30 protein-coding genes are annotated in these 26618 nt (G+C 65.2%); 18 read left to right on the top strand and 12 right to left on the bottom strand.

Annotated features, from left to right (window positions below):
* Positions 1–101 precede the first annotated feature (101 nt).
* Positions 102–398 (bottom strand): co-chaperone GroES, encoded by a 297-nt coding sequence (locus tag IVB26_RS33570; protein WP_212080141.1) that lies wholly within the window; start codon positions 396–398, stop codon positions 102–104.
* Positions 399–714: 316 nt separating this feature from the next.
* Between IVB26_RS33570 and IVB26_RS33565 the strand changes: the two genes are divergently transcribed.
* A complete protein-coding gene (locus IVB26_RS33565) occupies positions 715–1236 on the top strand; it encodes a hypothetical protein (protein ID WP_247969255.1) in 522 nt (173 codons plus the stop codon).
* 165 nt (positions 1237–1401) lie between these two features.
* Here IVB26_RS33565 and IVB26_RS33560 read toward each other — a convergent pair whose 3' ends face one another.
* Complete coding sequence (locus IVB26_RS33560; RefSeq protein ID WP_247969254.1) at positions 1402–2181, bottom strand: protein phosphatase CheZ; 780 nt, start codon at positions 2179–2181, stop codon at positions 1402–1404.
* Between the two features lie 316 nt (positions 2182–2497).
* Here IVB26_RS33560 and IVB26_RS33555 point away from each other — a divergent pair, with 316 nt between their 5' ends.
* Positions 2498–3310: a L,D-transpeptidase gene (locus IVB26_RS33555; RefSeq protein ID WP_247969253.1), complete on the top strand. Its 813-nt coding sequence runs from the start codon at positions 2498–2500 to the stop codon at positions 3308–3310.
* 619 nt (positions 3311–3929) lie between these two features.
* On the opposite strand, the gene IVB26_RS33550 is transcribed toward IVB26_RS33555, so the two are convergent.
* The 6 genes from IVB26_RS33550 to IVB26_RS33525 form a co-directional block, all read right to left on the bottom strand.
* A complete protein-coding gene (locus IVB26_RS33550) occupies positions 3930–4760 on the bottom strand; it encodes a DUF2076 domain-containing protein (protein ID WP_247969252.1) in 831 nt (276 codons plus the stop codon).
* Between the two features lie 126 nt (positions 4761–4886).
* Positions 4887–5732: a ChbG/HpnK family deacetylase gene (locus IVB26_RS33545; RefSeq protein WP_247969251.1), complete on the bottom strand. Its 846-nt coding sequence runs from the start codon at positions 5730–5732 to the stop codon at positions 4887–4889.
* Entirely contained in the window at positions 5729–6805 is a 1077-nt protein-coding gene (locus IVB26_RS33540; protein ID WP_247969250.1) for a glycosyltransferase family 2 protein, read from the bottom strand. Before IVB26_RS33540 ends, IVB26_RS33545 begins: the two co-directional genes overlap by 4 nt.
* A gap of 100 nt (positions 6806–6905) precedes the next feature.
* Entirely contained in the window at positions 6906–7883 is a 978-nt protein-coding gene (hisG, locus tag IVB26_RS33535) for an ATP phosphoribosyltransferase (RefSeq protein ID WP_247969249.1), read from the bottom strand.
* A gap of 1 nt (position 7884) precedes the next feature.
* On the bottom strand, positions 7885–9036 hold the full coding sequence (locus tag IVB26_RS33530) for an ATP phosphoribosyltransferase regulatory subunit (RefSeq protein ID WP_247969248.1): 1152 nt from the start codon (positions 9034–9036) through the stop codon (positions 7885–7887).
* Positions 9037–9157: 121 nt separating this feature from the next.
* Positions 9158–9913 carry a 16S rRNA (uracil(1498)-N(3))-methyltransferase gene (locus IVB26_RS33525; protein WP_247969247.1) on the bottom strand — a complete coding sequence of 252 codons (756 nt, stop codon included), beginning with the start codon at positions 9911–9913 and terminating at the stop codon, positions 9158–9160.
* Positions 9914–10124: 211 nt separating this feature from the next.
* Between IVB26_RS33525 and IVB26_RS33520 the strand changes: the two genes are divergently transcribed.
* Positions 10125–10787 (top strand): hypothetical protein, encoded by a 663-nt coding sequence (locus IVB26_RS33520; protein WP_247969246.1) that lies wholly within the window; start codon positions 10125–10127, stop codon positions 10785–10787.
* The gene (gene ubiA, locus IVB26_RS33515) at positions 10784–11716 is read left to right on the top strand and encodes a 4-hydroxybenzoate octaprenyltransferase (RefSeq protein ID WP_247969245.1); all 933 of its coding nucleotides are present in this window, start codon (positions 10784–10786) and stop codon (positions 11714–11716) included. Before IVB26_RS33520 ends, ubiA begins: the two co-directional genes overlap by 4 nt.
* A 112-nt stretch (positions 11717–11828) precedes the next feature.
* Here ubiA and IVB26_RS33510 read toward each other — a convergent pair whose 3' ends face one another.
* On the bottom strand, positions 11829–12347 hold the full coding sequence (locus IVB26_RS33510; RefSeq protein WP_247969244.1) for a DUF6101 family protein: 519 nt from the start codon (positions 12345–12347) through the stop codon (positions 11829–11831).
* A 264-nt stretch (positions 12348–12611) separates the two neighbouring features.
* Here IVB26_RS33510 and IVB26_RS33505 point away from each other — a divergent pair, with 264 nt between their 5' ends.
* The 7 genes from IVB26_RS33505 to IVB26_RS33475 all read left to right on the top strand — a co-directional run bounded on the left by IVB26_RS33505 (position 12612) and on the right by IVB26_RS33475 (position 18735).
* Positions 12612–14003: a TldD/PmbA family protein gene (locus IVB26_RS33505; RefSeq protein WP_247969243.1), complete on the top strand. Its 1392-nt coding sequence runs from the start codon at positions 12612–12614 to the stop codon at positions 14001–14003.
* A 58-nt stretch (positions 14004–14061) separates the two neighbouring features.
* Positions 14062–14808: a 3'(2'),5'-bisphosphate nucleotidase CysQ gene (locus IVB26_RS33500; RefSeq protein ID WP_458309379.1), complete on the top strand. Its 747-nt coding sequence runs from the start codon at positions 14062–14064 to the stop codon at positions 14806–14808.
* Between the two features lie 62 nt (positions 14809–14870).
* On the top strand, positions 14871–15113 hold the full coding sequence (locus IVB26_RS33495; RefSeq protein ID WP_007596929.1) for a DUF4170 domain-containing protein: 243 nt from the start codon (positions 14871–14873) through the stop codon (positions 15111–15113).
* Positions 15110–15823, top strand: a complete 714-nt coding sequence (locus IVB26_RS33490) for a lysophospholipid acyltransferase family protein (RefSeq protein WP_247969241.1) — start codon at positions 15110–15112, stop codon at positions 15821–15823. Before IVB26_RS33495 ends, IVB26_RS33490 begins: the two co-directional genes overlap by 4 nt.
* Positions 15816–17132 (top strand): 3-deoxy-D-manno-octulosonic acid transferase, encoded by a 1317-nt coding sequence (locus IVB26_RS33485; RefSeq protein WP_247969240.1) that lies wholly within the window; start codon positions 15816–15818, stop codon positions 17130–17132. The genes IVB26_RS33490 and IVB26_RS33485 overlap by 8 nt, the downstream gene beginning before the upstream one ends.
* Positions 17125–18141, top strand: coding sequence for a tetraacyldisaccharide 4'-kinase (gene lpxK, locus IVB26_RS33480; protein WP_247969239.1), 1017 nt, complete (start codon positions 17125–17127; stop codon positions 18139–18141). Before IVB26_RS33485 ends, lpxK begins: the two co-directional genes overlap by 8 nt.
* 258 nt (positions 18142–18399) lie before the next feature.
* Positions 18400–18735, top strand: coding sequence for a GYD domain-containing protein (locus IVB26_RS33475; RefSeq protein ID WP_247969238.1), 336 nt, complete (start codon positions 18400–18402; stop codon positions 18733–18735).
* 346 nt (positions 18736–19081) lie between these two features.
* Here the strand turns inward: IVB26_RS33475 and IVB26_RS33470 are convergent, their stop codons facing one another.
* Positions 19082–19279: a hypothetical protein gene (locus IVB26_RS33470; RefSeq protein WP_247969237.1), complete on the bottom strand. Its 198-nt coding sequence runs from the start codon at positions 19277–19279 to the stop codon at positions 19082–19084.
* Positions 19280–19787: 508 nt separating this feature from the next.
* On the opposite strand from IVB26_RS33470, the gene IVB26_RS33465 reads away from it, so the two are divergent.
* Positions 19788–20090, top strand: coding sequence for a hypothetical protein (locus IVB26_RS33465; RefSeq protein WP_247969236.1), 303 nt, complete (start codon positions 19788–19790; stop codon positions 20088–20090).
* 130 nt (positions 20091–20220) lie between these two features.
* Here the strand turns inward: IVB26_RS33465 and IVB26_RS33460 are convergent, their stop codons facing one another.
* Positions 20221–20451, bottom strand: coding sequence for a DUF2093 domain-containing protein (locus tag IVB26_RS33460; protein WP_246931492.1), 231 nt, complete (start codon positions 20449–20451; stop codon positions 20221–20223).
* A gap of 193 nt (positions 20452–20644) precedes the next feature.
* Here IVB26_RS33460 and IVB26_RS33455 point away from each other — a divergent pair, with 193 nt between their 5' ends.
* Positions 20645–21469 carry a dienelactone hydrolase family protein gene (locus IVB26_RS33455; RefSeq protein WP_247969235.1) on the top strand — a complete coding sequence of 275 codons (825 nt, stop codon included), beginning with the start codon at positions 20645–20647 and terminating at the stop codon, positions 21467–21469.
* Between the two features lie 188 nt (positions 21470–21657).
* Positions 21658–21807, top strand: coding sequence for a hypothetical protein (locus IVB26_RS33450; protein ID WP_246932810.1), 150 nt, complete (start codon positions 21658–21660; stop codon positions 21805–21807).
* Positions 21808–22334: 527 nt separating this feature from the next.
* Here IVB26_RS33450 and xseA read toward each other — a convergent pair.
* Positions 22335–23957 carry an exodeoxyribonuclease VII large subunit gene (gene xseA / locus IVB26_RS33445; RefSeq protein ID WP_247973337.1) on the bottom strand — a complete coding sequence of 541 codons (1623 nt, stop codon included), beginning with the start codon at positions 23955–23957 and terminating at the stop codon, positions 22335–22337.
* A gap of 137 nt (positions 23958–24094) precedes the next feature.
* Here xseA and IVB26_RS33440 point away from each other — a divergent pair, with 137 nt between their 5' ends.
* From IVB26_RS33440 to IVB26_RS33425, 4 genes are all read left to right on the top strand, one after another.
* The gene (locus IVB26_RS33440; RefSeq protein WP_247969234.1) at positions 24095–25105 is read left to right on the top strand and encodes an alpha/beta hydrolase; all 1011 of its coding nucleotides are present in this window, start codon (positions 24095–24097) and stop codon (positions 25103–25105) included.
* Complete coding sequence (locus IVB26_RS33435) at positions 25102–25656, top strand: hypothetical protein (protein ID WP_247969233.1); 555 nt, start codon at positions 25102–25104, stop codon at positions 25654–25656. Before IVB26_RS33440 ends, IVB26_RS33435 begins: the two co-directional genes overlap by 4 nt.
* Positions 25657–25721: 65 nt before the next feature.
* Complete coding sequence (locus IVB26_RS33430) at positions 25722–26312, top strand: hypothetical protein (protein WP_247969232.1); 591 nt, start codon at positions 25722–25724, stop codon at positions 26310–26312.
* A 2-nt stretch (positions 26313–26314) separates the two neighbouring features.
* Positions 26315–26614: a winged helix-turn-helix domain-containing protein gene (locus tag IVB26_RS33425; RefSeq protein ID WP_247969231.1), complete on the top strand. Its 300-nt coding sequence runs from the start codon at positions 26315–26317 to the stop codon at positions 26612–26614.
* Positions 26615–26618: the final 4 nt, after the last annotated feature.

Below are 26618 nucleotides of genomic sequence, written 5' to 3'. Positions count from 1 at the left end.
CATCATGTCCGGGGGTCCGCAGGTCGAACCCGGTGGAATGATGGATGCCCGGATCTCGGCGACCCGGGCATGACATTCAGCGGCTGTTCAGGCTGACGGCCTTAGGCCAGAACGCCCATGATGTCCGACTCCTTCATGATCAGGAGATCTTCGTTGTCGATCTTGACCTCGGTGCCCGACCACTTGCCGAACAGCACGCGGTCGCCGACCTTGAGGTCGATCGGGGTCAGCTTGCCGGCCTCGTCGCGGCCACCGGGGCCGACGGCGACAACCTCGCCCTGGGATGGCTTTTCCTTGGCGGTGTCCGGAATGATGATGCCGCCCTTGGTCTTTTCCTCGGCGTCGATACGTTTGACCACGACACGGTCATGCAGCGGACGAAATTTGGATTTAGCCATGACGTTTCCCTTTGGAGGCTCGCTTCGGAAGTAGTGGAAGTGGGTGGGGCGGCGCTTCCGTCCACCCCCTATCCCGAGGATCGAACGGCGCGCTTAGCAATCGGGCTTTCCGAGTGCTAATAGTGGGCCCGGAAATATGGCTTGGCCGCGATCCTGTCAAGCAAAGGTGGTTAAGCGATTGGTGAGGCGGATATAGCATGGTGGCATTGGAAACTTGTTCGGGGCGCCGACGTATCAAAGGACGTCATTGCCCCGGCAGCGGTTTTGCGCTTGGCTGCGGGAGGGGTGCGGCCATGGTTTTGTCCGGGGGAATGCCATGATCAGTTCAGCTCACGCGCGCACGGTTGCCAATCTGGCGGCCGCCTCTTGTCTGGCGCTGCTGCTGGGCGCATGCGGCGGCGGCATGAGCCTGCCGTCCTTCTCGTCGTCCTCGCCGCCGCCCGAAGCCGAGCCGGGAGTAGCCCCGGAAATGCCTGCGACCATTCGCGGCGACGAGATCGTCGGCCGCTGGGGTCTGGCCTCGTTCCAGAACCCGGCCGACCGCGCCCGCACCGAGGCGGCCGCGCGGGCCCAGTGCAAGAATCCCTATGTGATCACCGCCGGCTCCTCCGGCGGCGTGATCATGCACCTGGCCGACCAGGCAACGCCCCAGGAGCTGCGGCTGAAGGGCTCGCCGAGCGGCAAGAACTACATCGGACCGGCGGGGCCGACCCCCGGCGACCAGGACCGCGAAATCATCTCTTTCGACGGCCGCGTCCTGATCACCCGCTTCATCGACAAGGACGCCGCCACCCGCTACGGCAACATGGTCTACGTCCGCTGCGCGCCCAGGGCGTGAGCGGGCACCGGTCCAACCACACGTCATTGCGAGCGTAGCGAAGCAATCCAGACTGTTTCAGCGGAGGCAGCCTGGATTGCTTCGTCGCTTCGCTCCTCGCAATGACGACAAACAAAAAAACGCCGGCTTGCGCCGGCGTTTTGTTCTTCTCTATCTCGCGTCCGCTTAGTCGAACAGCGCGTCGATGTCGTCCTGCGAGGCGTGGCCGACGTCGCCGGTGAGCTTCGGACCGTTGAGAAGCTTTTCGTCCTCACTGCGATTGTCCACCTGCGCCGGCACGTGGGACTTGATCGCGTCGACCCCGCCCCAGATGTCCATCATCGCATTGATGTGCTGCTCGATGAACTTCATCGTGCCCATGACCTTGCTGATGCGCTGGCCGGTCAGGTCCTGGAAGTTGCAGGCCTCGAAGATCGAGATGACGCGTTCCTGGATGTCGTCGGCGAGCCGCTTCTGCTGGTCGACCGAGTCCACCTTGGACATTGCGCTGGCGGCCTGGTCGATCGATTCCGCGGCTTCGAGGATCTGCTGGGTCGCCTGCTCGGTGCCGCCGACGACCGCGCCGAGCTCGCCGTTGACCTTGGCCATTTCGCCACCGTCAAAGCTCTTGCCGTGCAGCGTCGCGATCTCGCGCTTGGTGCGGTCGATGGCGTCATGGATGAGGTCGAGCTCGACCTTCAGCTTCTCGCACTGCTCGATCTGCGCGCGATAGGTGTCGAGCATGGTACGAGCCTCGGAGAGCTCGTGGGCGGTGGAGGCGTCGATGGCCGCCATGGCTGCGCTACCCGACAGGGGCACGCTGCCCTTCGCCATCTGGGCGCGGATCGCACGTAGTTCGGCCATGATCTCGCTATGCATCGGGATTGCCTCTTCGGTTACGTCCAAAATCGGCATCTCGCCACCAGCGATATCCTCGACGCGAAAACGTTTGCGGTGAACAGCCATCAGGATACTCCCCCCACCTCACTCACGCGTCTTTGTAGTCAGAAGCGATTTAACACGAAGTTCACAGCCGGAACTGTTGTGCGGCGTCGCGCGACGGCGCGCAAAGAAGCGATTAACCATGGCCTCGCCGCGTTCATCGAAAATAAACGCTGATCGCCAAATTGCCCCTCGGTTGACGACGTGGTGAATCCAAACGCCCGATACGTTTACCAAACGAAACGGCTTTTGCTTTTTATTGACCACGTCGAGGGGCGCGGACCAGCCATCAGCTCTCCACGGCGCATGTGATCTAGACGAAACAGTACAGAGTACGTCGATGTTCAAGAAAATGTCTGTTGCGCTGCTCGGCAGCGCTTGCACCTTCATTGCCGGCGCAAACAGTGCCAGCGCCTTCGACAATAGCGTGCCGAACGATCCGCCCGCGGTGCTCTACCAGCCGCGGGTGCCGCCGGCGCCAGTGCGCGTCGCGTCCAATTCGAATATGGGCGGCGGCTTCATCGAGTTCCTGTTCGGTGACGGCCCCGGCCGCGGCCCGGCCTACGCGCCGGAGCAGCCGGTGTATCAGCAGCAGCCGGGCTATTACGACCAGCGCCGCCTGCCGCCGATGGGCGAGCCGCAGGTGCAGGGCGGATATCAGCAAGGCACGCTCCAGCAGGAGCCGGTCGATCCACGGCAGCGTCCGTTCGATCCGCGGTTCGAGAAACAATCTGTTGACTATAGCGGCAAGGAAGGTCCCGGCACGATCGTGGTCGATACCCCGAACAAGTTCCTCTACCTCGTCGAGGGCAACGGCAGGGCGATGCGCTATGGCATCGGCGTCGGGCGTCCCGGCTTCACCTGGTCCGGCGTGAAGTCGATCACGGCCAAGCGCGAATGGCCGGACTGGACGCCGCCGGCGGAAATGATCGCGCGCCGCCCCGACTTGCCCCGGCACATGGAAGGCGGTCCGGAAAACCCGCTCGGCGCCCGCGCGATGTATCTGGGCTCGACGCTCTACCGGATCCACGGCTCCAACGAGCCCTGGACCATCGGCACCAACGTCTCCTCCGGCTGCATCCGCATGCGCAACGAGGACGTCATCGACCTCTACGGCCGTGTCAATGTCGGCACCAAGGTCGTGGTGATGTGAGGCCTGATGCGCTCGATGCGAGCCGTCAACTCGGCGTGCCGCGCCGGCTCGCGATGCGCGGCATCGAAGCCGTTGCGTGCGGCCGGCGCCTTCCGGCGACGGTCTATGCGCGCTGACGACGCCTCGCCGACCTGCGACGAGGGGCAACGGAGCCGCGACGGCGCGTCGATGAATGGGAGGCCGCTGCGCGAGCCGAGCGTTTCAACCGCCCCGCCGACAGCTCCGCCTTCCTGACGCGCTCGTGCAGTCCCTCCAACTCGTACAATTCGGTGATGAGATGCGTCGTCACGTCGGCCAAGGTTGCAATGCGGTGCTGAAGAGGACTCATTTTTGAAACCCCGAAGAGGCAGCTACATCGTGTGTGGCATGAGCAACGTGTTCTTCCAGTTGAACACCCATGTCCGAATTTGGAAATCCGGGAGTCTACGTACCGGAATGCGATTTCGTTTTTCATGGTGAACTGAGGCGCGTCCGGCAGTCAGTGCAATCTCCGGGCGCATTAGTCATACTATATCGCGCGGGCTTCTCTGCGTGCTGTGGCGCAGAAGGCGCTCGAGTGGGGCGCAAAAGAAAACGGCCGCCCTGGAGGCGGCCGTTTCGCATCTACTGGGCGAATTGCTTACGCGTAGTCGCTGTCGCCATCATCACCGCCGCCGAAATCGCTGTCGTCGGCCATGTCCATATTGCCGTCGTCGCGATTGTCGTCGTAGTTCTGATCGTTGTTGTTGTTCCGATCGTCGTTCGACGCCTGGTCGGAGAAGCCCTGACGGGAATCGCGATTCGAGCCGATGTCGTTGACGCCCGCATCGCGCGCGAGTGAGCCGCCTGACTGGTCGCTGCCGCTCCAAGGGCTTCCACCAGTGCTGCGGTCGCCGAGGGCATTGGTATCGCCGAAGGCCTGCTGGTGCGATCCACCCATCATGCCGCGGATGCTGGACAGCAGCAGCGAACCGCCGACGACGCCGGCTGCGGCCGCTGCCGCGGTGCCGAGGAACGAGCCGCCGCCACCACCGACCGGGGGCGCACCGTAGCCCTGGCCCGGGCCTTGGCCGGGACCCTGGCCATAAGGCGGCTGGCCGTAGCCCGGCTGGGTCTGCTGCATCGCCTGCCCGCTGTTCCACACCGGCCGTGCGTCGCGCGGCGGAACGTTCGGAACCGAGCCGCGCGAGGGGCCTCCGCCGAACAGCGTGTCACGCATCGTATCGAGGAAGCCGCCGGACGGCGCGGACTCGGGCGCATGGGCCGCTTCCAGCTCCTGGATGCGGTTATGAGCACGTTTCAGCGCTTCGTCCTGCAACAGCGTGGTCTGCACCAGCGCGTAGATCGCGCCCGGCGCTTTGCGCAGGCCGTCCGAGATCGCGGCGATGGCGTCGGGATCGCGGGGTGCATTTTCCAGTTTCGAAAGCCGATCGAAAAGGTCGTCGACGAGCTGGCGTTCCTGCGGCGTCATGATCAATCTCCTTCGCGCAAAACAAGCGCGCAGCAGATGTAGGGTTCCATTGTGGCCCCAACAGTGCCGGCCGGATTAAATTTCGGTATGCGACAAGCTGCCCCTGCAGCTTGCTTTCAGCCGGATTCATCCCAGCGTGGCGCCGCTGTCCGCCAGCAAACGCACGAAGGCGTCGCCTGAGAGATACGCGTGCTCGCGTTCGCGGACATCCGTCATCGGGTCGAGGCCGGCGAGGATGTCGTCGACGAAGCCGGGATGGCACATCACGAGGCCGCCATCCGGCAAGCCTTCCAGGAATTGCCGCATCAGCTCGCCAAAATCGGCCGCCCGCGTGAAGTCATAGGCGCCGGCAAAGCCGGGGTTGAAGCTGAGGCCGGCGCTGCCGGCGCGGCGGCGGAATTGCGCGCTCAGGATATCGAGCACCATGGCCTTGGGCGAGGCCAGCCGCTGCTTGAGCGGCAGGTCGCGGCCGCCCTGGCGCACCCATGCGTTTGGCGCGACTTCGGCGACCGCATCGACAAAGCCGTCGCGCACCTGGGGATAGAGCTGCACGTGCTGATGGCCGTCGACGAAATCAGGCGCGCGCCCGAACGCCTCCGCGAAGGCGGCGAGTTGCGCCTTCACCTCGTTGCGGAAGAATTCAGGGTCGAGCCGCCGCAAAACGCCCGCGCGCAGCAGCTTCGGAAACGGCATGAACATGTCGCCGTCGAGCGGGCGAAAATGCATGGTGAGCGGCCGGAACGGCGCCGACAGCGTCACGTGCAATCCGATCGCGCAGCGCGGGTTTTGCCCGGCTGAAGCCTGAAGCGCCTCGACCTCGCTGCGCTCGATCGCCGGGCCCACCATCATCACCGAGGTGGCGTTGAGGCGGCCGCGTTCGATCAGGTCGCGGATGGCGCGGTTGACGCCCGGGCTGATGCCGTAATCGTCGGCGCAGAGCCAGATCCGCCGCAGGACCGCGGCGGCGCTCATTCGGCCGCGGTCCTCTTTGGGGCGTCCTGACTTGGAGCGTCCTGGCTTGAAGCGTACTGGGCCTTGTCGGTTTCGAAGGGCTTTTCACTGTGCTCGGCGACGAAGTAGATCGGACGCGCCTTCAGCTCGGAGAGAATCTTGCCGATATATTCGCCGACGATGCCGATCATGATGAGCTGGACGCCGCCGATCGTCATCAGGCCGATCACGAGGGAGGGATAGCCGGGCACCTGCTTGCCGGTCGTGAACACCTCCCAGAGGATCGAAAGGCCGAACAGGAAGGCGCCTCCGGCGAGAATGACACCGAGCAGGCTCGCGAAGCGCAAGGGTGCGACCGAAAACGAGGTCAGGCCCTCAATTGACAGGCCAAGCAGGCTTGCGGCGTTGAAGGTGGTGACGCCATGGGCTCGCGCCGCAGGCTCGTAATCGACGCGGATCTGGCGGAAGCCGATCCAGCTGGCGAGGCCCTTGAAGAACCGGTTGCGTTCCGGCAGCTGCCTGAGGGCCGCGACCGCGCGCGGCGAGAGCAGGCGGAAGTCGCCGGCGTCCTCGGGAATCTTCTGGCGCGCGCCCCAATTGATCAGCGCGTAGAAGCCGTGCACGGCGAGCCGGCGCAGGAAGGTCTCGTTGTCGCGATGCGCCTTGGCGGTGTAGACGACGTCATAGCCGTCTTCGATCCAGTGCCGCACCAGCTGTTCAATCAGGGCCGGCGGATGCTGGCCATCGCCGTCCATGAACATGACGGCGCCGAGCCGGGCATGGTCGAGGCCGGCCATCAGCGCTGCCTCCTTGCCGAAATTACGCGACAGCGACACCACCTGGACGCCGATCGCATCGGCCGGCAATGAACGCGCAATCGAGAGCGTCGCGTCCTTGCTGCCGTCATCGACATAGACGACCTCGCAAGCCAGCCCATAGCGCTCCCGCAAGGTCTTCGCGAGATCGCAGATGCGCTGATGCAGGGCGGCGAGGCCCGCCGCCTCGTTGTAGACGGGGACGACTATCGACAGTCCCTTCGCGGCGGCGTTGGCCGCGGTGGTCGTCATGCCGGAAACGTCAGAGCCCAGCGTCATCGATCAAGGTTCCAGAGGCGTTCAAAGTCATCTCAACAGCATATGGTAGCTGCCGTTTGCTGTCGCAAAGCTGAACGGAACAGCTGAACGGACACGGGGCTCACCGCCGCAGGAACGCCTCGAGCTTGGCGAACAGCGGGTTCTCCCGGTCGAACACATAGTCGAGCGAAACCACCGAGACGGTCTCGGCGCCATGCTCGCGCAGGAAGCTTGCCAGCGCATAAAGCTGCCCCGGTGGGCAGTGCAGCGTCAGCATGCCTGACGAGGTCGGCCCGCCGAACGGGGTCTCGACGCCGTACCGGCTGTGGGCTTCGTCGAGCAGGGCGGCGTCGCATTGCCGGAAGCGGGTGCGGACCTCGCGGTACTTGTTGGCCCGCGCCCGCGCTGCGATGTGATCGAGGATGACGCGCGCCGTCTCCCGCGCCTGCGGCGACCAGTCGGCCTCCTTCGACGCCACGAGATTGGCCTGGCTGCGCAGGATCACGCCGTCGTCGAGCACCCGCAAGCCGTTGGCGGCGAGCGTCGCGCCCGTGGTGGTGATGTCGACGATCAGCTCGGCGCTGCCGGCTGCCGGCGCGCCTTCGGTTGCGCCTGCGCTTTCAACGATGCGGTAATCGGTGATGCCGTGGCTCTGGAAGTACGCGCGGGTGAGATTGACGAACTTGGTCGCGACCCGCATCCGCATGTGATGCTGCTCGCGGAAGCCGGTGGTGACGTCGTCGAGATCGGCCATGGTGCGGACGTCGATCCAGGCCTGCGGCACCGCGACGACGACGTCGGCGTAGCCGAAGCCGAGCCCTTCGATCAGCGACACGCGCTTGTCGGCATCCGCGATGGTCTCGTGCACGAGGTCCTCGCCGGTGACGCCGAGATGCGCGAAGCCGCGCGACAGCTGCGAGGCGATCTCGCTCGCCGAGAGATAGGCGACCTCGACATTGTCGAGGCCTGCGATCGTGCCGCGATAGTCGCGGGCGCCGCCGGCCTTCGACAGCTTGAGGCCGGCGCGGGCAAAGAAGGCTTCGGTGTTTTCCTGGAGGCGGCCCTTGGAGGGAACGGCCAGAACGAATGGCGCGCTCATGTTAAGCTCCCACCTTGCGGCCGATCCGGGTCAGCGCGTCCACCCAGACCGAGAAGCCGACCGCGGGGATCGGCTCGCCTGAACCGAGCTGGGTCATCAGCCCGTCATAACGGCCGCCGGCAACCAGTGGCTCGGCGCCGTTGCCCCGGTGATGCAGCTCGAATTCGAAGCCGGTGTAATAGTCGAGGCCGCGTCCGAACGCGGTCGAGAAGCGCGTCTGCTTCACGTCGATGCCGCGCGCAGCCATGAAGCCGACCCGGCTCTCGAACTGATCGATCGCCGCAGCAAGGTCGAGCTTGGCATCAGTGGTGAGCGCGCGCAGCCCGGCGATGGCGTCGTCGGGATTACCCGCGATCGACAGGAAGCGCTTGAGCACGGTGATCGCCTCGCGCGGCAGCGCGCCGCCCTTCAACGTCGATTGCTCGAGGAAGCGGTCGGCGATCTCGGCCGTGGTGCGCCCGCCGACATTGGTGGTGCCGGCAATCGACATCAGATCGGTGACGAAGGCGAGCGCCGCCTTGCGATCGGAGCCGGCCAGCGCGGCGAGCACGCCCTCATATTCGCTGGGGGACGCGGTGGTCGCGGCCGCCAGCCGCTCCAGATCCTGCTCCAGGCTGATCTTGCGGTTGAAATCCTTGACCAGGCGGCGTCGCCAGACCGGATAGAGATCGAGCGCGTCGAGCAGCGCATTGAACAGCGCCACGTCGCCGGTGCGGATCTCGACGTCCTGGACACCGAAGGCCGCGGTCGCCTCCAGTGCCAGGGCCAGCGTCTCGGCGTCGGCTGCGGCGCGGTCCTGGCGGCCGAACGATTCGATGCCGGCCTGCAGGAATTCGCTGGCCTGGCCGCTGCGGTAACGGAACACCGGGCCGAGATAGCTGAACCCGGCCGGCTGGCCGGCGCTGTCGGAGGCGAGATAGTCGCGGGCAACGGGAATGGTCAGGTCCGGGCGCAGGCACAGCTCCTCGCCGGACAGATCCGTCGTCAGATACAGACTCTTGCGGATGTCCTCGCCAGAAAGGTCCAGGAACGGCTCGGCCGGTTGCAGGATGGCGGGCTCGGCCCTGACATAACCGGCCTGCGCGAACGACAAGAGCAGCGTGTCCGCCCAGGCGGCGGAGCCGGCAGCATTTGAGGTGGCAGTCGCGGTCATAACAGGGTCCATTGTCCCGGTGGAACCGGGCAGGCAGGGGATAAGGACAGGATTGGCGCAGCCCTTAGCATGGTCGATGCGCGGTTTCGACCTCCAAAGGATCAATCGCTTAACGGCGGGATCAGGCGGTCTTGCCGCCCCAATCGCCCAGCACCGCCTGCACCAGCGCCAGGGCCGCCACTGCGGCGGTGTCGGCCCGCATGATGCGGGGGCCCAAGGCCAGCCGGAGGATCTTTGGCTGCCGCAGCAGCAGGGCCCGTTCCTCTTCGGCAAAGCCGCCTTCGGGGCCAATCAGGACGTCGATACCCTGTCCGGCCGCCCGCGCGGCTTGCAGGCTCTGAACCGGGTTTTGGACCTCCGCCGCCTCGTCGCAGAAGATCAGCAGGCGGTCGGCCGGGCGCTGGCTGAGGAAACGCTCCAGTGGCACCGGTTCGGCGACGGTGGCGATGCTCAAAATGCCGCATTGCTCGGCAGCCTCGACGACATTGGCGCGCATCCGCTCGGTGTTGACCCGAGAGGCCTGGGTGAACCGGGTCAAAACCGGATGCAGGGCGGCGGCGCCCATTTCGATGGCCTTCTGGACCATATAGTCGAGCCGGGCGTGCTTGAGCGGGGCGAAGATGTAAGCGAGGTCGGCAAGCCGGTCCTGCGGCCGGGTCTGCTGGAGGATGACGAGGCCGTCCGGCCGCTTGCGGCCTTCAATGGCGGCCTGCCACTCGCCGTCGCGGCCGTTGAACGCCAAAACCTCGGCCCCCGCGGCAAGCCGCAGCACATTGCCGAGATAATTGCTCTGGTCGCGGTCGAGTGTGACCCTGGCGTCCTGGGCCAGGGGAGCATCGACGAACAGGCGGGGAGCGCGAAAATCGTGGGAAGGCATCGTTCAAAAGTCCAATCTGGCGCCGTTATTAACCGAAAGCAGCCATTTCGGGGGTAAATATTGCCAAACCGGTGCGTCGGCGCGCCGCGCTCTTGCCCTATTCGGCGGGTTGTTAAGCGCCGGCGGGAATCGTAAAATCGCGAGCACGCTGGTTGCGTTTCAGTTTGTGAAACGCCGAACCCCGTAAGCTCCTGCCGGAGAGACTGTCTTGATGATCCGTCATTTGATGGTTCCGATCACTGCCGCCATGGTCACCCTGAGCGCCGCGGGCGCGTATGCGCAAAGCGCCTTCCCGGCGCCGCTGCCGAACCAGGCCCCTACCAGTTCCGCGTTTCCCCCGGTGAACGGCTCGGCGCCGGCCGCTTCGGTCGGCGCGGCGCCGCAATCGTCCTTTCCCGTGAATGGCGCCGCGCCCGTCGGTGGCGCTGGTGCGTTCAGCGCGGCTCCGCCGACGCAAGCCGGCCCCGGCGAGGATTGCATGAAGGCGTTCATGCCCCTGCGCGAAGAAGCCGAGAAGCGCGGCAAGCTGATCAAAGCCGCCAGCGACCGTCACGCGCCGCCCGACGAGGCCTGCAAGCTGATCCGCAATTTCAGCCAGGCAGAGGGGAAGATGCTCAAGTACATCGAGGCCAATGCCGCGAAGTGCGGAATTCCGCCGCAGGTCGGCGGGCAGATGAAGGAAGGCCACAAGAACACCGAGGCCATGCAGGCGAAGGTTTGCAACGTCGCGCAGCAAATGCAGCAACAGCAGGCGCGTCCGGCCGGCCCATCGCTGAGCGAGGTGCTGGGTTCGGGCTCCGCGCCTGAGGCCAATGCCGGCAAGAAGGGCGGCAGCACCTTCGACACGCTCAACGGCAACGTCCTGACGCGATGAGCGATACATCCGCCCGCGTTGCCGATTCCACCGGTAACTGGGTCGATACGCTGGCGCCGCCATGGGCGCGGCCCTATCTCCGCTTGTCTCGCTTCGACCGTCCGATCGGCTCCTGGCTGCTGTTGATGCCGTGCTGGTGGTCGGCGGCGCTCGCGAGCGGCATGGCGCATGACGTCCGCGGCCTGCCGCTCACCATCGTGCTGTTCTTCGTCGGCGCCTTCGTGATGCGCGGGGCGGGCTGCACCTGGAACGACATCACCGACCGCGACCTCGACGACAAGGTCGAGCGTACGCGCTCGCGGCCGCTGCCGTCCGGCCAGGTGACCACGAAGCAGGCGCTGGTCTTCATGGTCGCGCAGGCGCTGATCGGTCTCGTGGTGCTGCTGCAGTTCAACCGCTTCGCGATTGCGACCGGCATCGCCTCGCTTCTGATCGTCGCGATCTACCCCTTCATGAAGCGCATCACCTGGTGGCCGCAGATCGTGCTCGGGCTTGCCTTCTCCTGGGGTGCCCTGATGGGATTTGCCGTCACCTTCGGGCGTATCGACGTCACCGCGCTGGTGCTCTATGCCGGCGCGATCTCCTGGGTAATCGGCTATGACACGATCTACGCGCATCAGGATGCCGAGGACGACGCGCTGATCGGCATCAAGTCCACCGCGCGCCTGTTCGGCGCGCATACGCACCAGGCGCTGATCCTGTTCTACGGACTTGCAGTGATGCTGATAGGCGTCGCACTGGCCTCGGGCGATGCCCGCTGGCCGGCCTGGCTCGGGCTCGCCGCCTTCGCCGTGCATCTGGCATCGCAGATCGTGCGTTTGCGGATCGACGATCCCGAACTGTGCAAGCGCCTGTTCTATTCGAACAGGGATGCGGGGCTGTTACTGTTTGCGGGATTGCTGGTCGACGCGGTGATGCGGGCGGCGTAGGTCTCGTAGGGTGGGCAAAGGCGCGCTTGCGCCGTGCCCACGATCTCCTAGTGATTGACAAAAACGTGGGCACGCTTGCGCTTTGCCCACCCTACGGCACCGTGATTGCCGCTCAATCCCTCGCGATGATCTCGCGTTCTTCGCGATGAACCGGCAGCTCGCGTGCGATACCGGCGCGGCGGCGCATCAGGAATTTCGGACGGCGGGCGCGGATCGCATTGGCGCGGCGGCGGCGGGCCGCGGGCTTGCGCGCACCTTCGTCGAGTTGGGGCAGCGCGAAGAGCTCGCTCCAGGTCGCCCAGGCCTCGGTGAGCTCGTCACCGTCGGCGCCGACCAGCAGCGGCACGGACAGCGAGGGATCGCGATGCACGAGGACGAGGGCTTGTGCCTCGTCATTGCCGCGCAGCGCGACACCGGTGAAGTCGCTGACGCGGACGTTGATCGCCATCTGCATGCCGCGGACGGCGCGGCGCAGCACGACACGTTCGCGATGAAGCTCGATCTGCCGGACATGGCCGTCGGCGCGCGGATCGTGCGCGTCGAAGCGGACCGGAAGGGAAAGAGGGTCGAGCCGCAGGGAGCGGCTCGACCCGGCGGGAGTGACCCCGCATGTTGCTGTTTGACGCCTCACGGCTTTAGTTCTCCCCGCCGGGATTATGTTCCCGGTCGATGCGAGGACCTTAGCGCGCGGCTTTCCGAAACCGCTTAAAAAGGCTGGTTAACCCACCGTCACTGCTGCTCATGATTGACAAGAGCTTGGCGCACATGATTGACGAGACGTTGCGCGCAAGCTGCGAATCTGAGCTTTTGGCAGGCTGAAAATGCTTGAAGTCCGCGCCATTAGGGCACATCTGTGGGTTCCGGTCCCGACCCCCGCCCCAACAGGATTTCGTTCGTGAACTCTTCACCAAGCTCGACGCTTTCGCCTAAAGCCAGTCGCGACCTGTTCGATCAGTCCGCGCTCTCCGACCTCGCGCAGCGGCTGGTCGAGGCGGCCAAGCGCGCCGGCGCGGACGCGGCCGATGCGGTCGCGGTGCGCGGCGTCTCGCAAGGTGTCGAGGTGCGCGACGGGCGCGTCGAGGAATCCGAGCGCTCGGAGGGCGACGATGTCGGTCTGCGCGTGCTGGTCGGGCAGCGCCAGGCGGTGGTCTCGACCAACGACGTAAGCGGCGATGCCGTCACCAAGCTCGCCGAACGCGCGGTCGCGATGGCGCGCGTTGCGCCCGACGACAAGTATGTCGGCCTCGCCGATCCCGCGCTGCTCGCACGCGACTTTCCCGATCTCGACCTGCTCGATCCCGACGTGCCCGCCACCAGCGAGCTCGAGCGTCGCGCGCTCGCGGCCGAGGCTGCGGCCCTCGCCGTGAAGGGCGTCACCAAATCCGGCGGCGCCTCGGCCTCCGCCGGCATGGGCGGCATGGTACTGGTCACCTCGACCGGCTTCCACGGCTCCTATTTGCGCTCCAGCCAGGGCATCTCCGCCACCGCCATCTCTGGCGAAGGCACCGGCATGGAGCGCGATTACGACTTCACCTCGGCGCCGCATGGCGCGGACCTGTTGTCGCCGCAAATCGTCGGCCGTTCCGCCGGCGAGCGCACCGTGGCGCGCTCCAATCCGCGCAAGGTCGAGACCTGCAAGGTGCCGGTCGTGTTCGATCCGCGCGTTGCCGGCTCCCTGGTCGGCCATGTCGTCGGCGCCATCAACGGCGCCTCGATCGCGCGCAAGACCAGCTTCCTGAAGGACAAGCTCGGCCAGCAGCTGTTTGCGAAGAACATCCGCATCGTCGACGATCCCTTGCGCAAGCGCGGCCTGCGCTCGCAGACCTTCGATGCCGAGGGCGTCGCGGTGAAGAAGATCGCGCTGATCGACGAGGGCGTGCTGACGACCTGGCTGCTCGACTGTGCCACCGCGCGCGAGCTCGGCCTCACCACCACCGGTCACGCCCATCGCGGCGTCTCGTCCTCGCCGTCACCGGGCCCTTACAATCTGCATCTCGAGCCCGGCACGCCGACGCCCGCCGAGCTGATCTCCGACATCAAGCAGGGTTTCTACGTCACCGATCTGATCGGCTCGGGTGTGAACGGCGTCACCGGCGATTACAGCCGCGGCGCCTCGGGCTTTTGGATCGAGAACGGCGAGATCACCTATCCCGTCAGCGAGGTGACGATCGCCGGCCATCTGTTCGAGATCTTCAAGTCGATGCAGCCGGCGAACAATCTCGAGTTCCGCTACGGCGTCAATGCGCCGACGGTGCGCATCGAGGGTTTGACGCTTGGCGGACGTTGAGGCGAACGCCCCGGGCGAAACCATCCTGACGCGCGACGCCGCGCTGCTGCGAGACACGGTGCGAGAAGCGGGTGCGCTGGCGCAGTCCATGTTCCGCACCGAGCTGAAGAAGTGGACCAAAGGCGCCTCTTCGCCGGTGTCGGAAGCCGACATCGCCGTCAACGACCTGCTCGAAGCACGCCTGCGCGCGGCGACGCCGGATTATGGCTGGCTCTCGGAGGAAAGCGTCGACGACGCGGCGCGGCTGTCGCGGCGGCTGACTTGGATCGTCGATCCCATCGACGGCACGCGCAACTACCTGGGCGGCCACGACGACTGGTGCGTCAGCGTCGCGCTGGTCGAGGATGCCACGCCGGTGCTCGCCGCGGTGTTCGCGCCGACGAGCGGGGAGTTCTTCTTCGCCGCACGCGGCCAGGGCACCACGCTCAACGGCGCGGCCGTGCAGGCTTCGCCCGGATCCGCGCTCGACTTCTCCCGTGTCGCCGGCCCGAAACCGCTGGTCGAGCGGCTCAACAGCTCAGGCAGCGAGATCAAGCTGCATCCGCGAATCGGTTCGCTTGCGCTGCGCCTGTGCCGGGTCGCTCATGGCGCGCTGGATGCGGCTTTTGCGGGGGGCAACAGCCATGATTGGGACCTTGCGGCGGCCGATTTGATCGTGCAGGAAGCCGATGGTAGGATGAGCGACCTCTCCGGAGAACCCATCCTCTATAACCGCCGGGAAGTGGCGCACGGGGTGCTGGTGGCAGCGGGGCGCGATCGTCATGCGGGCATTGTCGCGCATTTTCGAAACCGTCCCATAGCCTAAGGCGCTTTTCGTCGTGCTTGTCGAACACTGCTTTGCCGGGCAGCCCGTTAGGAACAGGACTCATGCCAGATAGTGCCCCGCAACAATTGCTTCACCTCGTCGTCGGCGGCGAACTCGTCGATCTCGAGCACAACACCTTCAAGAATCTCGACGACGTCGAGATCGTCGGCCTCTATCCGAATTATGCCACCGCCCACGCCGCCTGGCGGGCCAAGGCGCAGAGCACGGTCGACAATGCGCAGATGCGCTATTTCATCGTCCATCTCCACCGGCTGCTCGACCCGAATCAAGAACCGGCGCGTTGAAAAAACTGCTTCGCAATACGCTGCGAAGCAGCTGGTTTCAGCGTGCCGTCGGGGTTCTGGCGGCCGAATATCTGCGTCTGGTCTGGCGCACCAACAAATTCACGTTCGATCCGCCTGATGTCTATGACATCGTCGAGCCGCAGATCCCGGCGATCTTCGCCTTCTGGCACGGCCAGCATTTTCTCACCCCCTTCATCAAGAACAAGGAATCCTATCGGGCCAAGGTCCTGATCTCCCGTCACCGCGACGGCGAGTTCAACGCCATCGCGGTGGAGCGGCTCGGCATCGGTTTGATCCGCGGTTCCGGCGATCATGGCAGCGCGTTCCACCGCAAGGGCGGGGTCGGCGCCTTCAAGGAAATGGTGCGGACGCTTCAGGACGGTTGTAATGTCGCGCTGACCGCCGATGTCCCCAAGCGCGCGCGCGTGGCCGGGCTCGGCATCATCATGCTGGCACGGGAATCGGGGCGGCCGATCATGCCTTTCGCGATGGCGACCAGCCGCTTCATCCGGCTGAAGAACTGGGACCGCACCACCATCAATCTGCCATTCGGGCGGGGCGCGTTGGTCGGCATCAAGGAAATCCACGTTCCACCGGATGCCGACGCAGCCACGATGGAAGCGCTGCGGCTGGAGCTGGAAGAGACGTTGAACGAGGCGACCCGCCGCGCCTACGCGCAGCTCGGCCGCCCGGGGCCCCAAGATGCCTAAATCGCTGCCCATTGCGCTGCCGATCACGCTGCGAATGTATCGGCGTCTGGCCTCCGGCCTGGTGCCGCTTGCGCCTGCGCTGATCAAGCGGCGGCTGAAGCAGGGCAAGGAAGACCCTGCGCGCGTCGGTGAGCGGCGGGGCCTGTCCCGGGACGTGCGGCCGCACGGCCCGCTGGTCTGGATCCACGGTGCCAGTGTCGGCGAGGTGCTGGCCGCAGCGGCGCTGATCGAGCGCTTGCGCGATCTCAATTTGCGCATCCTGCTCACCTCGGGGACCGTCACCTCGGCCGCCGTGGTCGCAAAGCGCTTTCCGCCCGACGTCATCCATCAATACGTGCCGTATGACTCGCCCCGCTATGTCGCGCGCTTCCTCGATCATTGGAAGCCGTCGCTGGCGCTGTTCATCGAATCCGATTTGTGGCCGAACCTGATCCTCGCCGGCGCAGCGCGCCGGGTGCCGATGGTGCTGATCAACGGACGGATGTCGCCGCGCTCCTTCCCGCGCTGGCAGCGCATGCACGGCACCATCTCGGCGCTGCTGTCGCGGTTCGACATTTGCCTGGCGCAGTCGAAGACGGATGCCGAACGCTTCTCCGCGCTTGGCGGCCGCGACGTCGTCACCACCGGCAATCTCAAGCTCGACGTGCCGGCACCGCCGGCCGATCCCGCCAAGCTCGAGCGGCTGATGGCGATGACGCGCGGGCGGCCGATCATCGTCGCGGCCTCGACCCATCCGGGCGAGGACGAGATACTGGCCGCGGCGCATCGCAGCCTCGTCGGTTTCTTTCCGCAGCTGCTCACCGTGATCGTGCCGCGGCATCCCGATCGCGGCTCCTCGATCTCAGGCTTGATCACGGCCTCCGGCCTGAAGCCGGCGCTGCGCTCACGCGAGGAGCTGCCGACCGCGACGACCGACATCTATGTCGCCGACACCATGGGCGAGCTCGGCCTGTTCTATCGCCTGTCGCCGATCGTGTTCATGGGTGGATCGCTGATCCATCATGGCGGGCAGAACCCGATCGAGGCGATCAAGTTGGGTGCCGCCATCGTCCATGGACCGCACGTCTTCAACTTCGCCGATGTCTATGCGGCGCTCGATGGCAGTGGCGGTGCGCGGCAGGCCGACACGCAGGAGGCGCTGGCCAAGCAGCTCGGCCAGTTGCTGGCCGACCCCGTCATGCGCGACAAGATGCAGCGCGCCGGCAGCGGCGTGGTCGAGCAGCTCGGCGGCGCACTGGAGCGCACCATGACGGCGCTCGAGCCGTATCTGTTGCAATTGCGGATCGAGATGGGGGCCGCCAATGCGTGAGCCGGCCTTCTGGTACCGGCCTCGCTCCTTCACGTCGTATGCGTTACAGCCGCTGGGTCTGCTCTACGGCGCGATCACCGAGCGGCGCATGCTGCGCACAGGCGCAGACGCCGGCATTCCCGTGATCTGTGTCGGCAACTACCATGTCGGAGGCGCCGGCAAGACGCCGACCGTGCTGGCGCTGACGAGGCTCCTGCGCGAGCTCGGCGAGACGCCGGTGGTGCTGAGCCGCGGCTATGGCGGACATCTTAAAGGCCCGGTCATGGTCGACCGCGCACGCCACAATGCTGCGGATGTCGGCGACGAGCCTCTGATGATGGCGCGCGACGTCCCGGTCGCGGTCGCGCGAGACCGTCTCGATGGCGCCGCGCTGGCGAAGTCGCAAGGCGCCACCGTGATCCTGATGGACGACGGTTTCCAGAACCCGCGCCTGTTCAAGGACGCCTCGCTGATCGTGATCGACAGCGAGCGCGGCCTCAGCAATTGCGAGGTGTTTCCCGCCGGTCCCTTGCGCGCGCCGCTGAAGGCGCAGCTTGCGCGCACCGATGCGTTGGTGCTGATCGGCGATGGCCGTGCCGCCAACGACGTCGCGGCAGAGCTTGCCAAGCGCGACAAGCCGGAGCTGCGCGCGCGCCTGAAACCGAATGCGGCCTCGCTCGCGCAGCTGTTCGGCAAGCGGGTTCTCGCCTTCGCCGGCATCGGCGATCCCGAGCGCTTCTTCCGCAGCTTGCGTGCCGGCGGCATCGACGTCGCGCGCACGCGACCTTATCCCGACCACCACATGTTTTCGCGCGAGGAGATCGCAGCGCTTGCGGCGGACGCCCGGCGCGAGCAGCTCACGCTGGTGACGACGGAAAAGGACCTCGCACGCCTGCGCGGCAGCGAGGGTGTGCCTGATGACATCGTGCCGTTCGCCGTCGAGCTCGAATTCGACGAGCCGGCAAAGCTCCGGCAATTGATCAGCGATCATCTGTACAAGGCGCGCGAGCGGCGGTTCAGCACGCGTTGATCTCGAACATAAGGCAACGTCTCTGCCGTAGCCTGAAAAGCAAAGAGTCGCGACTGGCGAATCCTCTTCCGCGCGTTCGGGAGTTGATGTAGCCTTCGATGAGAGCCGTCACCGGGACGTGCCGAACTCCCGGCAATCATCGACGGCGTTGATGCCCACGGCGGGCAACGTATCTTCATCATTCAGGCGCAGCGGCCGTAACGACCAGTTCGGGACGGCACGGAGAGTTATTGCCAAAAGATCAGAGGAGAACATGCCATGCATTTTTGCCTCAGCGGCCAATACACACCACGCGCTCTCAACGCCATTTTGGAAAACCCCACGACTGATCGTCAGGAGGCGGCCAGAAAACTCATCGAGGCGGCCGGCGGAAGGCTGATCTCGATGTACAGTGTTGCGGCCGACGGTCCTGGCGTTTTGGTGATTTTCGATGTGCCTGATCCCAGCGCGGCTCCGGCCATCTCTGGCCTGACCGTCACGGCGGGCACCCTGCAGAACGTGAAACTCACTCGCTTGTTCACGCAGGATGAGATCAAGCAGGTCCGCCAGAACGCGGCGAAGCTGCGCTCTTCGTATTCCCCGCCTGGAAGCTGACATCCGATTTGAAGCGGAGCCGCCGCAGCACCAAGCGGCGGCAACGCTCACATCACGAAACAATCACGTCTACAGACCGAAAAGACTTTCCGGCGTCTATTGGCCGACAATGGAAAAACGGCGCGTGCTGCGTTCGTCTGTCGTTGGCGGACCTGGTCACCGTCCGCGATCGCAGTCGGTCATGTTCACCACGCCCCGACGGCCATCAATCCCATGATGGTCAGGCACGAGACGCAGGCGACCATGACGGTATAAGATTCGGGTGTGTTCATCGCTTCTTCCTCCCAAACTGTTGCCAATTGCTTGGTCACTGCTACGCGGGAGAGATCGCCCGTCCTGGGCGGTTTCAATTCGGTGCGCCCTGGCCGGTCTTGCGCTGCGCGTCCGTCCTACTATCGTCACCCTGAACCGCGGGATGATGATACGCTTCGAGAGCTTCAGAACGTTCGGCTGCGATCAGAAGCTGTTTGCGCATTTCAGCAAGGCGAGCGCGGCAATATTCACGATAGAGCATGTCTAGTATGGTGGGCATGATCACCCCCATCGTTGACTTTCCATTTACAGATATGCCGCCGCGAATTTTTTGAGGTGATCGTAGCCCGTCAGTATGGCTCTTCGATATGAGCCCGTTCACAGACTGCGCCAATTCCAAAGCTCGATGGCCGTTTGGTTGACTTGATTGTCTGTGCGATAAAAGAGCAGGGCCAATTACCTAACACGCACTATAGCAGCTCTCTGTTTCACCAAGACTTCGTCAAACAACTTAAGGGCGCCAAGCTGCAACAAAAATTCCAACCACAGCGCGAAATGACTTACCTCGGAGTGCAAGAACTCTTCGATGCAACGCGGATCGGCACGAGGGAAGTCAGTACAGTGTGAGAGCCGCAGTCAGCCGCGCGTGACCACGTCTGCATCCCGTTGCCGCGTGGAAGGCGCACCAATCCCGTTGCCCCGGCGAGGCAATCCTGCTTGGCGAAGTCCTGCCGGAGCCTGCCATTCAGGCGACATTCATCGCAAAACTTCTATCGATCTCGGACGATCAGGAGAATTCGATGAAACTGCCGTCTGCGTTCGTCGCCGCCAGCCTCGCGTGTCTGATCATTGCGCCGGTGTCCGCACAAACGACGCCGTCCGCTGCTCCCACCACGGTGCCGGTTCCTGCGACCAAACGCGTGACGTGTCTTGCCACGACGGCAAGCTTGAAGGGGCAGGACAAGCGCGACCAGCTACAGCTCTGCCTGGCGCAGGCACGGCTCGACTGCCTGAAGCAGGCGATCGATCAGAAGGTCGTCGGTGAATCCAGGAAGAGTTTCGTCAAGACCTGCGTGGGCGGCGATGGCACCGAGCCCCAATAGCCGAACCATGCCAAGAGTTCGATCTTGTCGGGTGGGCAGAGCGAAGCGTGCCCACGTTGCTCGTCGCGGTCATGGTGAGACGGTGGGCACGACGCGTTGCGCCTTTGCCCACCCTACGAGCGCCGAAGGATCACGATTGCTGCGGTTTCGGCGCACCGGGAAAATGCCGCTGCAGCACGGCGGCCGGGGTAGCGTAGGCCTCTTGCAGATCCACGCTCCAGTACTTCAGCTCGTCGAGCGGAATCCGCGTGTCGGTGATGGCACAGCGCACGAACGTCCCCGGCGAGATCACGCGGAAGTCGCCGTCGAGATACTGCACCTGCGCTTCGCCATGGCCCGAGGGGCCGAACTTGTTCAGCACGGTCGAAAGTCTCCGTGGAAGGCCTCTCCGTGGAAAACCTTGGAGGGCACGATGTGGTGGACGGGATGTAGCATAGATAGGGCGGCTTGTCCGCCCGGTAAACCCACCGGTTTGTGATGTTTTGCCGCCGTCTCCGCGTGATAGTGCTTGCGCGAAGGGTCGCTGGTTCCGGTACCTCCTACGGCAGAGTCCGATGCGCCTTCGATTAACCACTCTGTTCCTGACGTTGCTGATGTCGGCCGCGCGCGCCGCGCCGGCGCCGCAACCGGTCGACATTCCGCTGGCGTCGGGCGTCCTCCATGCGCAGCTCTACAAGCCTGAAGGTGCGGGCCCGTTTCCGACCGTGATCGCGCTGCATGGTTGCGGCGGACTCGGTGGCCATTCCGATCCCGTGCTGGCGCGCTATCGCGACTGGGCCGAGCGCCTGCTCAGGGCGGGCAATGCCGTGCTCTTGCCCGACAGCTACGGCTCGCGCGAGCTTGGGCCGCAATGCCGCGTCAAGGAGATGCACGTCAAGGCGCGGCGCGAGCGCGTCACCGATGTCGCAGCATCGCGCGCCTGGCTGATGAAGCAGAGCTGGGTGGCGCGCGACCGCGTCAGCCTGATGGGATGGGCCAATGGCGCGAGCGCGCTGCTCTGGGCCGTGCGCCCGCAGAGCGCGGCGCGCGATCTGGGGCCCGATTTCCGCGCTGCGATCGCATTCTATCCGGACTGCCGAATTTCCGCCGGGCTCGGCTGGAGCACGCGGGTGCCGACCCTGGTGCTGATCGGCGCCGATGACGACGTCTCGTCGCCGCCGGCCTGCCGCCAGATGGTCGAGGGCGCGCATGGCCGCAGCGCGCTGGCGCGCATCGTGGTCTATCCCGGCGCCTATCACGATTTCGACCGCGCCAACACGCCGCTGCACGCAGCTGCCGGCAGCAACGATGCCGCCGCGCCCGAGCGCGGCCATCTCGGCACGGATGCAGAGGCGCGCGCGGAGTCGCAGAAAGAGGTTGCGGAGTGGCTGGCGCGGTGACGACCGCGCGGTACGCGTCCCACATGAAGCGGGGCCGCCCGAGGAACAACGTCAGGCGGACAGCCCCGCATCGACCACCGCCCTGCACGGAAAATGGCCGACCGTGAATCTACGGGTGGCGAACGGTTGCGGTTTCAGCACGCGATGGCGCCTTAGTTCGACCACGATGTCGATTAAACGCAATCCTCATGCGCAACCGCATCGTCCTCTTCTCCTCCGCACTGGTCGTCTTCACCGTCGCGATCTTCCTCTATGAGGCCCACGCCGGCGCTCCCCAGCGCGCGCCGGAACATTGCGGCTTCTGGACCACGATCGACGCGGGATTGTCCTGCCGCTGAAGTCTGCCAATCGGTCACCGTCACCCTGAGGTGCTCGCCTCTTCGGCGAGCCTCGAAGGGTGACGGCCCGGCTGCATCTCGGCCGTACATCCTTCGAGGCTCTCTACACGATGCTGCGCATCGCGCAGCTCGCACCTCAGGATGACGGGCTGACACGCGGAATGCTGCGATAGTGTCGTAGCCCGGATGAGCGCAGCGACATCCGGGACACCGTTCCCGCATATCGCTTTGCTCATGGGGGCTACGCGCTGCTTTCACAGCCGTCATTGCGAGCGGAGCGAAGCAATCCAGAGTCTCTCCGCGGAGGGATTCTGGATTGCTTCGTCGCTTCGCTCCTCGCAATGACGAGCTTGTGGTTACACTCGCTCCCACACGCTCGCTGTCATCGCCCGGCCAGTGCGCAATTGCGCACTAGGACCGGGCGAGCCAGTACTCCGAGGCCTCAGTGATTAAGCGAGGGGCTGCGGCGTACTGGATTCCCCGCCTGCGCGGGGAATGACATCGAGATTGAGGCGAGGCCTCGCGCCTCAGAACAAGCTGCCCTGATCCACCGGCTTGGCCACGCGCTTCGGCGCGGGCTTTGTTTCCTGCGGGGCCGGCTTGGCCTGCGACGGCGCGCGCTTTGCCGCGGGAGGCGGGCGATCCGCGTCCGCGGTCGCTGCAACACGGCCATCCGCAAATTCGATCTCGAGCCGCGCGTTGGGCCCAACGCTGTCTGCTGCATGGAGCGGATGACCCGCTTCATCGCGCACCAGGGCAAAGCCGCGCGCGAGCACGCTGCGATAGGACAGCGCGGACAGCAGCTTGCCGCTGTTGTCGACACGCGCATCGAGCCGCTGCAGCAACGTGACAAGCGCGCGGCCGGCGCGCTCGGCCAGTCGATGGGTGCGCTCGCGCTGGCGGGCGATGGCGTTGCGCTGCGCCTGAGCGTTGGAAAGCTTCGAGGCGCGCAAGCGAACCTCAAGTCCGGCAAAACGGTCGCGTCTTCGGCGCAGCAGCGAGCGCGCGGACAGCCCGAGCCGTTCGCCGCACACCGTGAGCCGGTGGTCGGCCTGTGAAATCTGGCCGTGCAGCACCCGCAGCGTCAGTTTTGAACTTGCGGCAGTGAACCTGCGGAAATGCGCGTGCGTGTTGGCCTTGAGACAGCGGGGCAGGGACGCGCCCGCCGAGTCCAGCCGCTGCCTGGGAATGGCGAGGAGATCGCCGGCCGCAGGCAGCGCGCGCGCGGCGGCACGCAGCTCGCTGCGGCGGCTTTCCTGGGCACGCTGCCAATAGGCGCGGGTGCGGCGCCCGAGATCGGCGACCTCGACGAACAATTCGCTGCGCACCGGCACCGCCATCTCGGCCGCCGCCGTCGGCGTCGGCGCGCGCTTGTCGGCGACGAAATCGATCAGCGTGATGTCGGTCTCGTGTCCGACCGCCGAGATCAACGGGATCATGCTCTCGGCTGCCGCACGCACCACGATCTCCTCGTTGAACGACCAGAGATCCTCCAACGAGCCGCCGCCGCGCGCCACGATCAAGACATCGGGGCGCGGAATCTTGCCGCCCTCGGGCAGTGCGTTGAAGCCGCGGATCGCGGCCGCGACCTGCTCGGCCGAGCCTTCGCCCTGCACCTTGACCGGCCACACCAGCACGCGGCGGGGAAAGCGGTCCTCCAAGCGATGCAGGATGTCGCGGATGACTGCGCCGGTCGGCGAGGTCACGACGCCGATCACCTCCGGCAGCCAGGGCAAGAGCTGCTTGCGCGCCTCGTCGAACAGGCCTTCGGCGGCGAGCTTCTTCTTGCGCTCCTCCATCAGCGCCATCAGCGCGCCGATGCCGGCGGGCTCCAGCGCCTCGATCACGATCTGGTATTTCGAGGAGCCCGGATAGGTGGTGAGCTTGCCGGTGGCGATGACCTCCAGCCCCTCCTGCGGCTTGAAGCGCATGCGTCCGTGCACGCCCTTCCAGATCACCGCCTCGATCTTGGCGCTCTCGTCCTTGAGCGCGAAATAGCAATGGCCGGACGAATGCGGCCCGCGAAAGCCGGAGATCTCACCCCGAACCCGGACATGGCCGAAGGCGTCCTCGACCGTCCGTTTCAGGGACAGCGAGAGCTCGGAAACGGTGAATTCGGGGGCGTTGAGCAGTTGTTCCGCAGGCGGCATCGGCAAACGATTCGGCATTTTGGGGTCAGACCCGACGTTAAGGATTTTCGCCGCGCGGCGCCAATCCAGGGATTGATCAGGAGAGTACTCTGTATTATAGAGTTCTCTATTGATTGATATGTTTGAGGGGATGAACCATGGCGTTCCGGTTGCTGCGCAGCGTTTTGAACGGCCTGAAATGGGTCCTGTGTGCGGTCGGCGGCGTGGCGCTGATCCTGGTCGCAATGATCGCAACGCCGCTGGAGCGGCCGCCTGAAATGCGGTCGGTCTCCGACTCGACCAAAGGCATCGACTGGTCCACGCTGCCCCCGCTCGAGCGTTTCCAGGCGCGCGACGGCACCTGGATCGGTTATCGCCACTACGCGCCGAACGGCCCTGCGGCAGGCCGGGGTGCGATCTTCATCCATGGCTCCTCCGGCTCCAGCGGCGCCGTCAACCATGCGCTGACACATGCGATCGCCTCGCGCGGCGTGGAGACCTGGGCGCTCGACATCCGTGGCCATGGCGGCTCTGGCACCCGCGGCGATATCGGCTACGTCGGCCAGCTCGAGGACGATCTCGTCGATTTCGTCGCCCATTTGCGCAAGACCGCGCCGGACCTGCCGCTCACCCTGATCGGCCATTCCGCCGGCGCCGGCTTCTCGCTGCGCGTCGCTGCCACGTCGATCATGCAGGACATGTTCGTGCGCACCGTGCTGCTCGCGCCCTATCTCGGCTATGACGCACCGACCAACAGGCCGAGCAACGGTGGTTGGGTCAGTGCCGACATTCCACGCTTCCTCGGACTGGCGGCGCTGCGCAAGCTTGGCATCGACTGCTGCGCGCAGCTTCCGGTGCTCGCCTTTGCGGTACCGGCGACCTCGGCGAAGTACCTCACCTCCACCTATTCCGATCGCCTGATGCGCAACTTCGCGACGCGCGGCTATCGCGTCGATCTTCCGGCAACCACACGTCCGATCACGATCTTCGGCGGTTCCGAGGACGAGATGATGATCTCGGACAAATATGCGCAGACCGTGCAGGCGGTGAAGCCGTCGATCGACGTCAAGATCATTGACGGCATCAACCACATGGGCATCGTGACCCAGACGAAGGCGATCTCGGTCATCGCCGAGGATGTGGCAACGCGCGGGGCAGGGCAGTCATGATCGACAGCAAGGAGGCGTCCGCAGCGCTGGCCGATATCGACGACATCGTCCAGCGCGTGAAGCGATCGCAGCTCTATCAGCTGGCGAGCCTCGCCGCGGTGTGGTGGGGCGTCCTGGTGTTCGCGGCCAATCTCGTGACCTGGCTTTGGCCGGTCTACGCGGTCTATGCCTGGGTTGCGGTGGACGTTCTGGGCGTCGGCGGTCTGATTGCACTTCGCGTGTTCAATCCGTCGGATCACCCCTTTGGCGCCAGCGTTGGCATCAGGTTGTTCCTGATCTTCGCCCTGTTCTTCGCGTTCGGCTATCTCGTGACCAACGTTGTCGGTCATTTCGGCCCACGCCAGTTGGGAACGTTCTGGCCGATCTATTTCATGTTGTTCTACACACTCGCCGGCCTCTGGTTCGGCTACGCCTTCGTTGCGATCGGCCTCGGCATTACCGCGCTGACGCTATTTGGTTTCTTCTATATCGGCGAGGCGTTCCCGCTGTGGATGGCCTTCGTCAACGGCGGCGGCCTGATCCTCGGCGGGCTCTGGATGCGGCGGATCTAGCGAATGCCTGAGCTCGACGCCATCATGCACCCGGCTGCACCCATTGCAGAAGAAGGAGCGCTCACGTGATCGACCGCAAGCAAGCCTCCGACGCGCTGAATGATCGTGTGACGACTGTTCGCGTCGGGTCGCGGGCGCAGATCTACCTGGTCTCCGGTCTCGTCCTGCTGATGTGGGCCGTGCTGCCGTTTGCCGACGACCTCCTGATCTGGTTCTGGCCGCGCTACGGGGCCTATTATTGGAGCAGCTGGTTCGTGGCGAACGACGGGCTCTATTTCTGGTTTGCGCTGTACACCGTCTCGGCCCTCGGCCTCGTTGCTTTCGGCATCTATCATCTGTCGAGAAAGGGCATCAGCCTGTTCGACAGCCGCAATCTGCTGGCGCTCCTGCTCATCGTCGCTTTCGGTGTCCTCTTCTGCTATTTCGGCAGGTTCTCGCCGCGGCAGCAGACAGTGTTTTGGCTGATCTACATCACGCTGTTGTACATGATGGCGACGGTCCGGTTCGGCTACGCCTTCCCGGCGCTCGGTGCGGCCGTCATCGCGCTGACGCTGATCGGATATTTCTCCATCCCGGGAGTACCGCTGTTGCCGTGGATGGCGGCCGTCAATGGCGGCGCGCTCATCGTTGGCGGCTTCCGGATGCGGCGGGGCTAGGCGTGGCTGAGCTCGACGACATCATCCACCAGCCGCTGCGGTTGAAGATCATGGCGGCGCTGAACGCGCTGCCGCAGCAGGTCGGCCTGGACTTCGCGCGGCTGAAGAAGCTGACCGGGGCGACCGACGGCAATCTCGGCGCGCATATCGAGACCTTGGCCAAGGCGGGATATGTGTCCGTCGAGAAAGCCTTCGTCGGCAAGAAGCCGCAGACCACGGTCACAGCGACCGCAGCCGGCCGCGGCGCCTTCGCGCGGCATGTGGCGACGTTGCAGGAGATCATCGCGGGCAAGCAGGTTTAGCGCG

This window comes from Bradyrhizobium sp. 195 (assembly GCF_023101665.1).
In the GTDB taxonomy this organism is placed as follows: Bacteria; Pseudomonadota; Alphaproteobacteria; order Rhizobiales; family Xanthobacteraceae; genus Bradyrhizobium.
This window is presented reverse-complemented; position numbering and strand designations above follow the sequence as displayed.

Coding starts and splice junctions, on each gene's coding strand:
- xseA (WP_247973337.1), bottom strand. CDS start 23,957: ATGCCGCCTGCGGAACAACTGCTCAACGCCCCCGAATTCACCGTTTCC.
- hisG (WP_247969249.1), bottom strand. CDS start 7,883: ATGAGCGCGCCATTCGTTCTGGCCGTTCCCTCCAAGGGCCGCCTCCAG.
- IVB26_RS33450 (WP_246932810.1), top strand. CDS start 21,658: ATGCGCAACCGCATCGTCCTCTTCTCCTCCGCACTGGTCGTCTTCACC.
- IVB26_RS33440 (WP_247969234.1), top strand. CDS start 24,095: ATGGCGTTCCGGTTGCTGCGCAGCGTTTTGAACGGCCTGAAATGGGTC.
- IVB26_RS33465 (WP_247969236.1), top strand. CDS start 19,788: ATGAAACTGCCGTCTGCGTTCGTCGCCGCCAGCCTCGCGTGTCTGATC.
- IVB26_RS33520 (WP_247969246.1), top strand. CDS start 10,125: ATGATCCGTCATTTGATGGTTCCGATCACTGCCGCCATGGTCACCCTG.
- IVB26_RS33545 (WP_247969251.1), bottom strand. CDS start 5,732: ATGAGCGCCGCCGCGGTCCTGCGGCGGATCTGGCTCTGCGCCGACGAT.
- IVB26_RS33485 (WP_247969240.1), top strand. CDS start 15,816: ATGCCTAAATCGCTGCCCATTGCGCTGCCGATCACGCTGCGAATGTAT.
- IVB26_RS33530 (WP_247969248.1), bottom strand. CDS start 9,036: ATGACCGCGACTGCCACCTCAAATGCTGCCGGCTCCGCCGCCTGGGCG.
- lpxK (WP_247969239.1), top strand. CDS start 17,125: ATGCGTGAGCCGGCCTTCTGGTACCGGCCTCGCTCCTTCACGTCGTAT.
- IVB26_RS33455 (WP_247969235.1), top strand. CDS start 20,645: ATGCGCCTTCGATTAACCACTCTGTTCCTGACGTTGCTGATGTCGGCC.
- IVB26_RS33555 (WP_247969253.1), top strand. CDS start 2,498: ATGTTCAAGAAAATGTCTGTTGCGCTGCTCGGCAGCGCTTGCACCTTC.
- IVB26_RS33525 (WP_247969247.1), bottom strand. CDS start 9,913: ATGCCTTCCCACGATTTTCGCGCTCCCCGCCTGTTCGTCGATGCTCCC.
- IVB26_RS33550 (WP_247969252.1), bottom strand. CDS start 4,760: ATGACGCCGCAGGAACGCCAGCTCGTCGACGACCTTTTCGATCGGCTT.
- IVB26_RS33475 (WP_247969238.1), top strand. CDS start 18,400: ATGCATTTTTGCCTCAGCGGCCAATACACACCACGCGCTCTCAACGCC.
- IVB26_RS33570 (WP_212080141.1), bottom strand. CDS start 398: ATGGCTAAATCCAAATTTCGTCCGCTGCATGACCGTGTCGTGGTCAAA.
- IVB26_RS33540 (WP_247969250.1), bottom strand. CDS start 6,805: ATGACGCTGGGCTCTGACGTTTCCGGCATGACGACCACCGCGGCCAAC.
- IVB26_RS33565 (WP_247969255.1), top strand. CDS start 715: ATGATCAGTTCAGCTCACGCGCGCACGGTTGCCAATCTGGCGGCCGCC.
- IVB26_RS33435 (WP_247969233.1), top strand. CDS start 25,102: ATGATCGACAGCAAGGAGGCGTCCGCAGCGCTGGCCGATATCGACGAC.
- IVB26_RS33495 (WP_007596929.1), top strand. CDS start 14,871: ATGCCAGATAGTGCCCCGCAACAATTGCTTCACCTCGTCGTCGGCGGC.
- ubiA (WP_247969245.1), top strand. CDS start 10,784: ATGAGCGATACATCCGCCCGCGTTGCCGATTCCACCGGTAACTGGGTC.
- IVB26_RS33470 (WP_247969237.1), bottom strand. CDS start 19,279: ATGGGGGTGATCATGCCCACCATACTAGACATGCTCTATCGTGAATAT.
- IVB26_RS33560 (WP_247969254.1), bottom strand. CDS start 2,181: ATGGCTGTTCACCGCAAACGTTTTCGCGTCGAGGATATCGCTGGTGGC.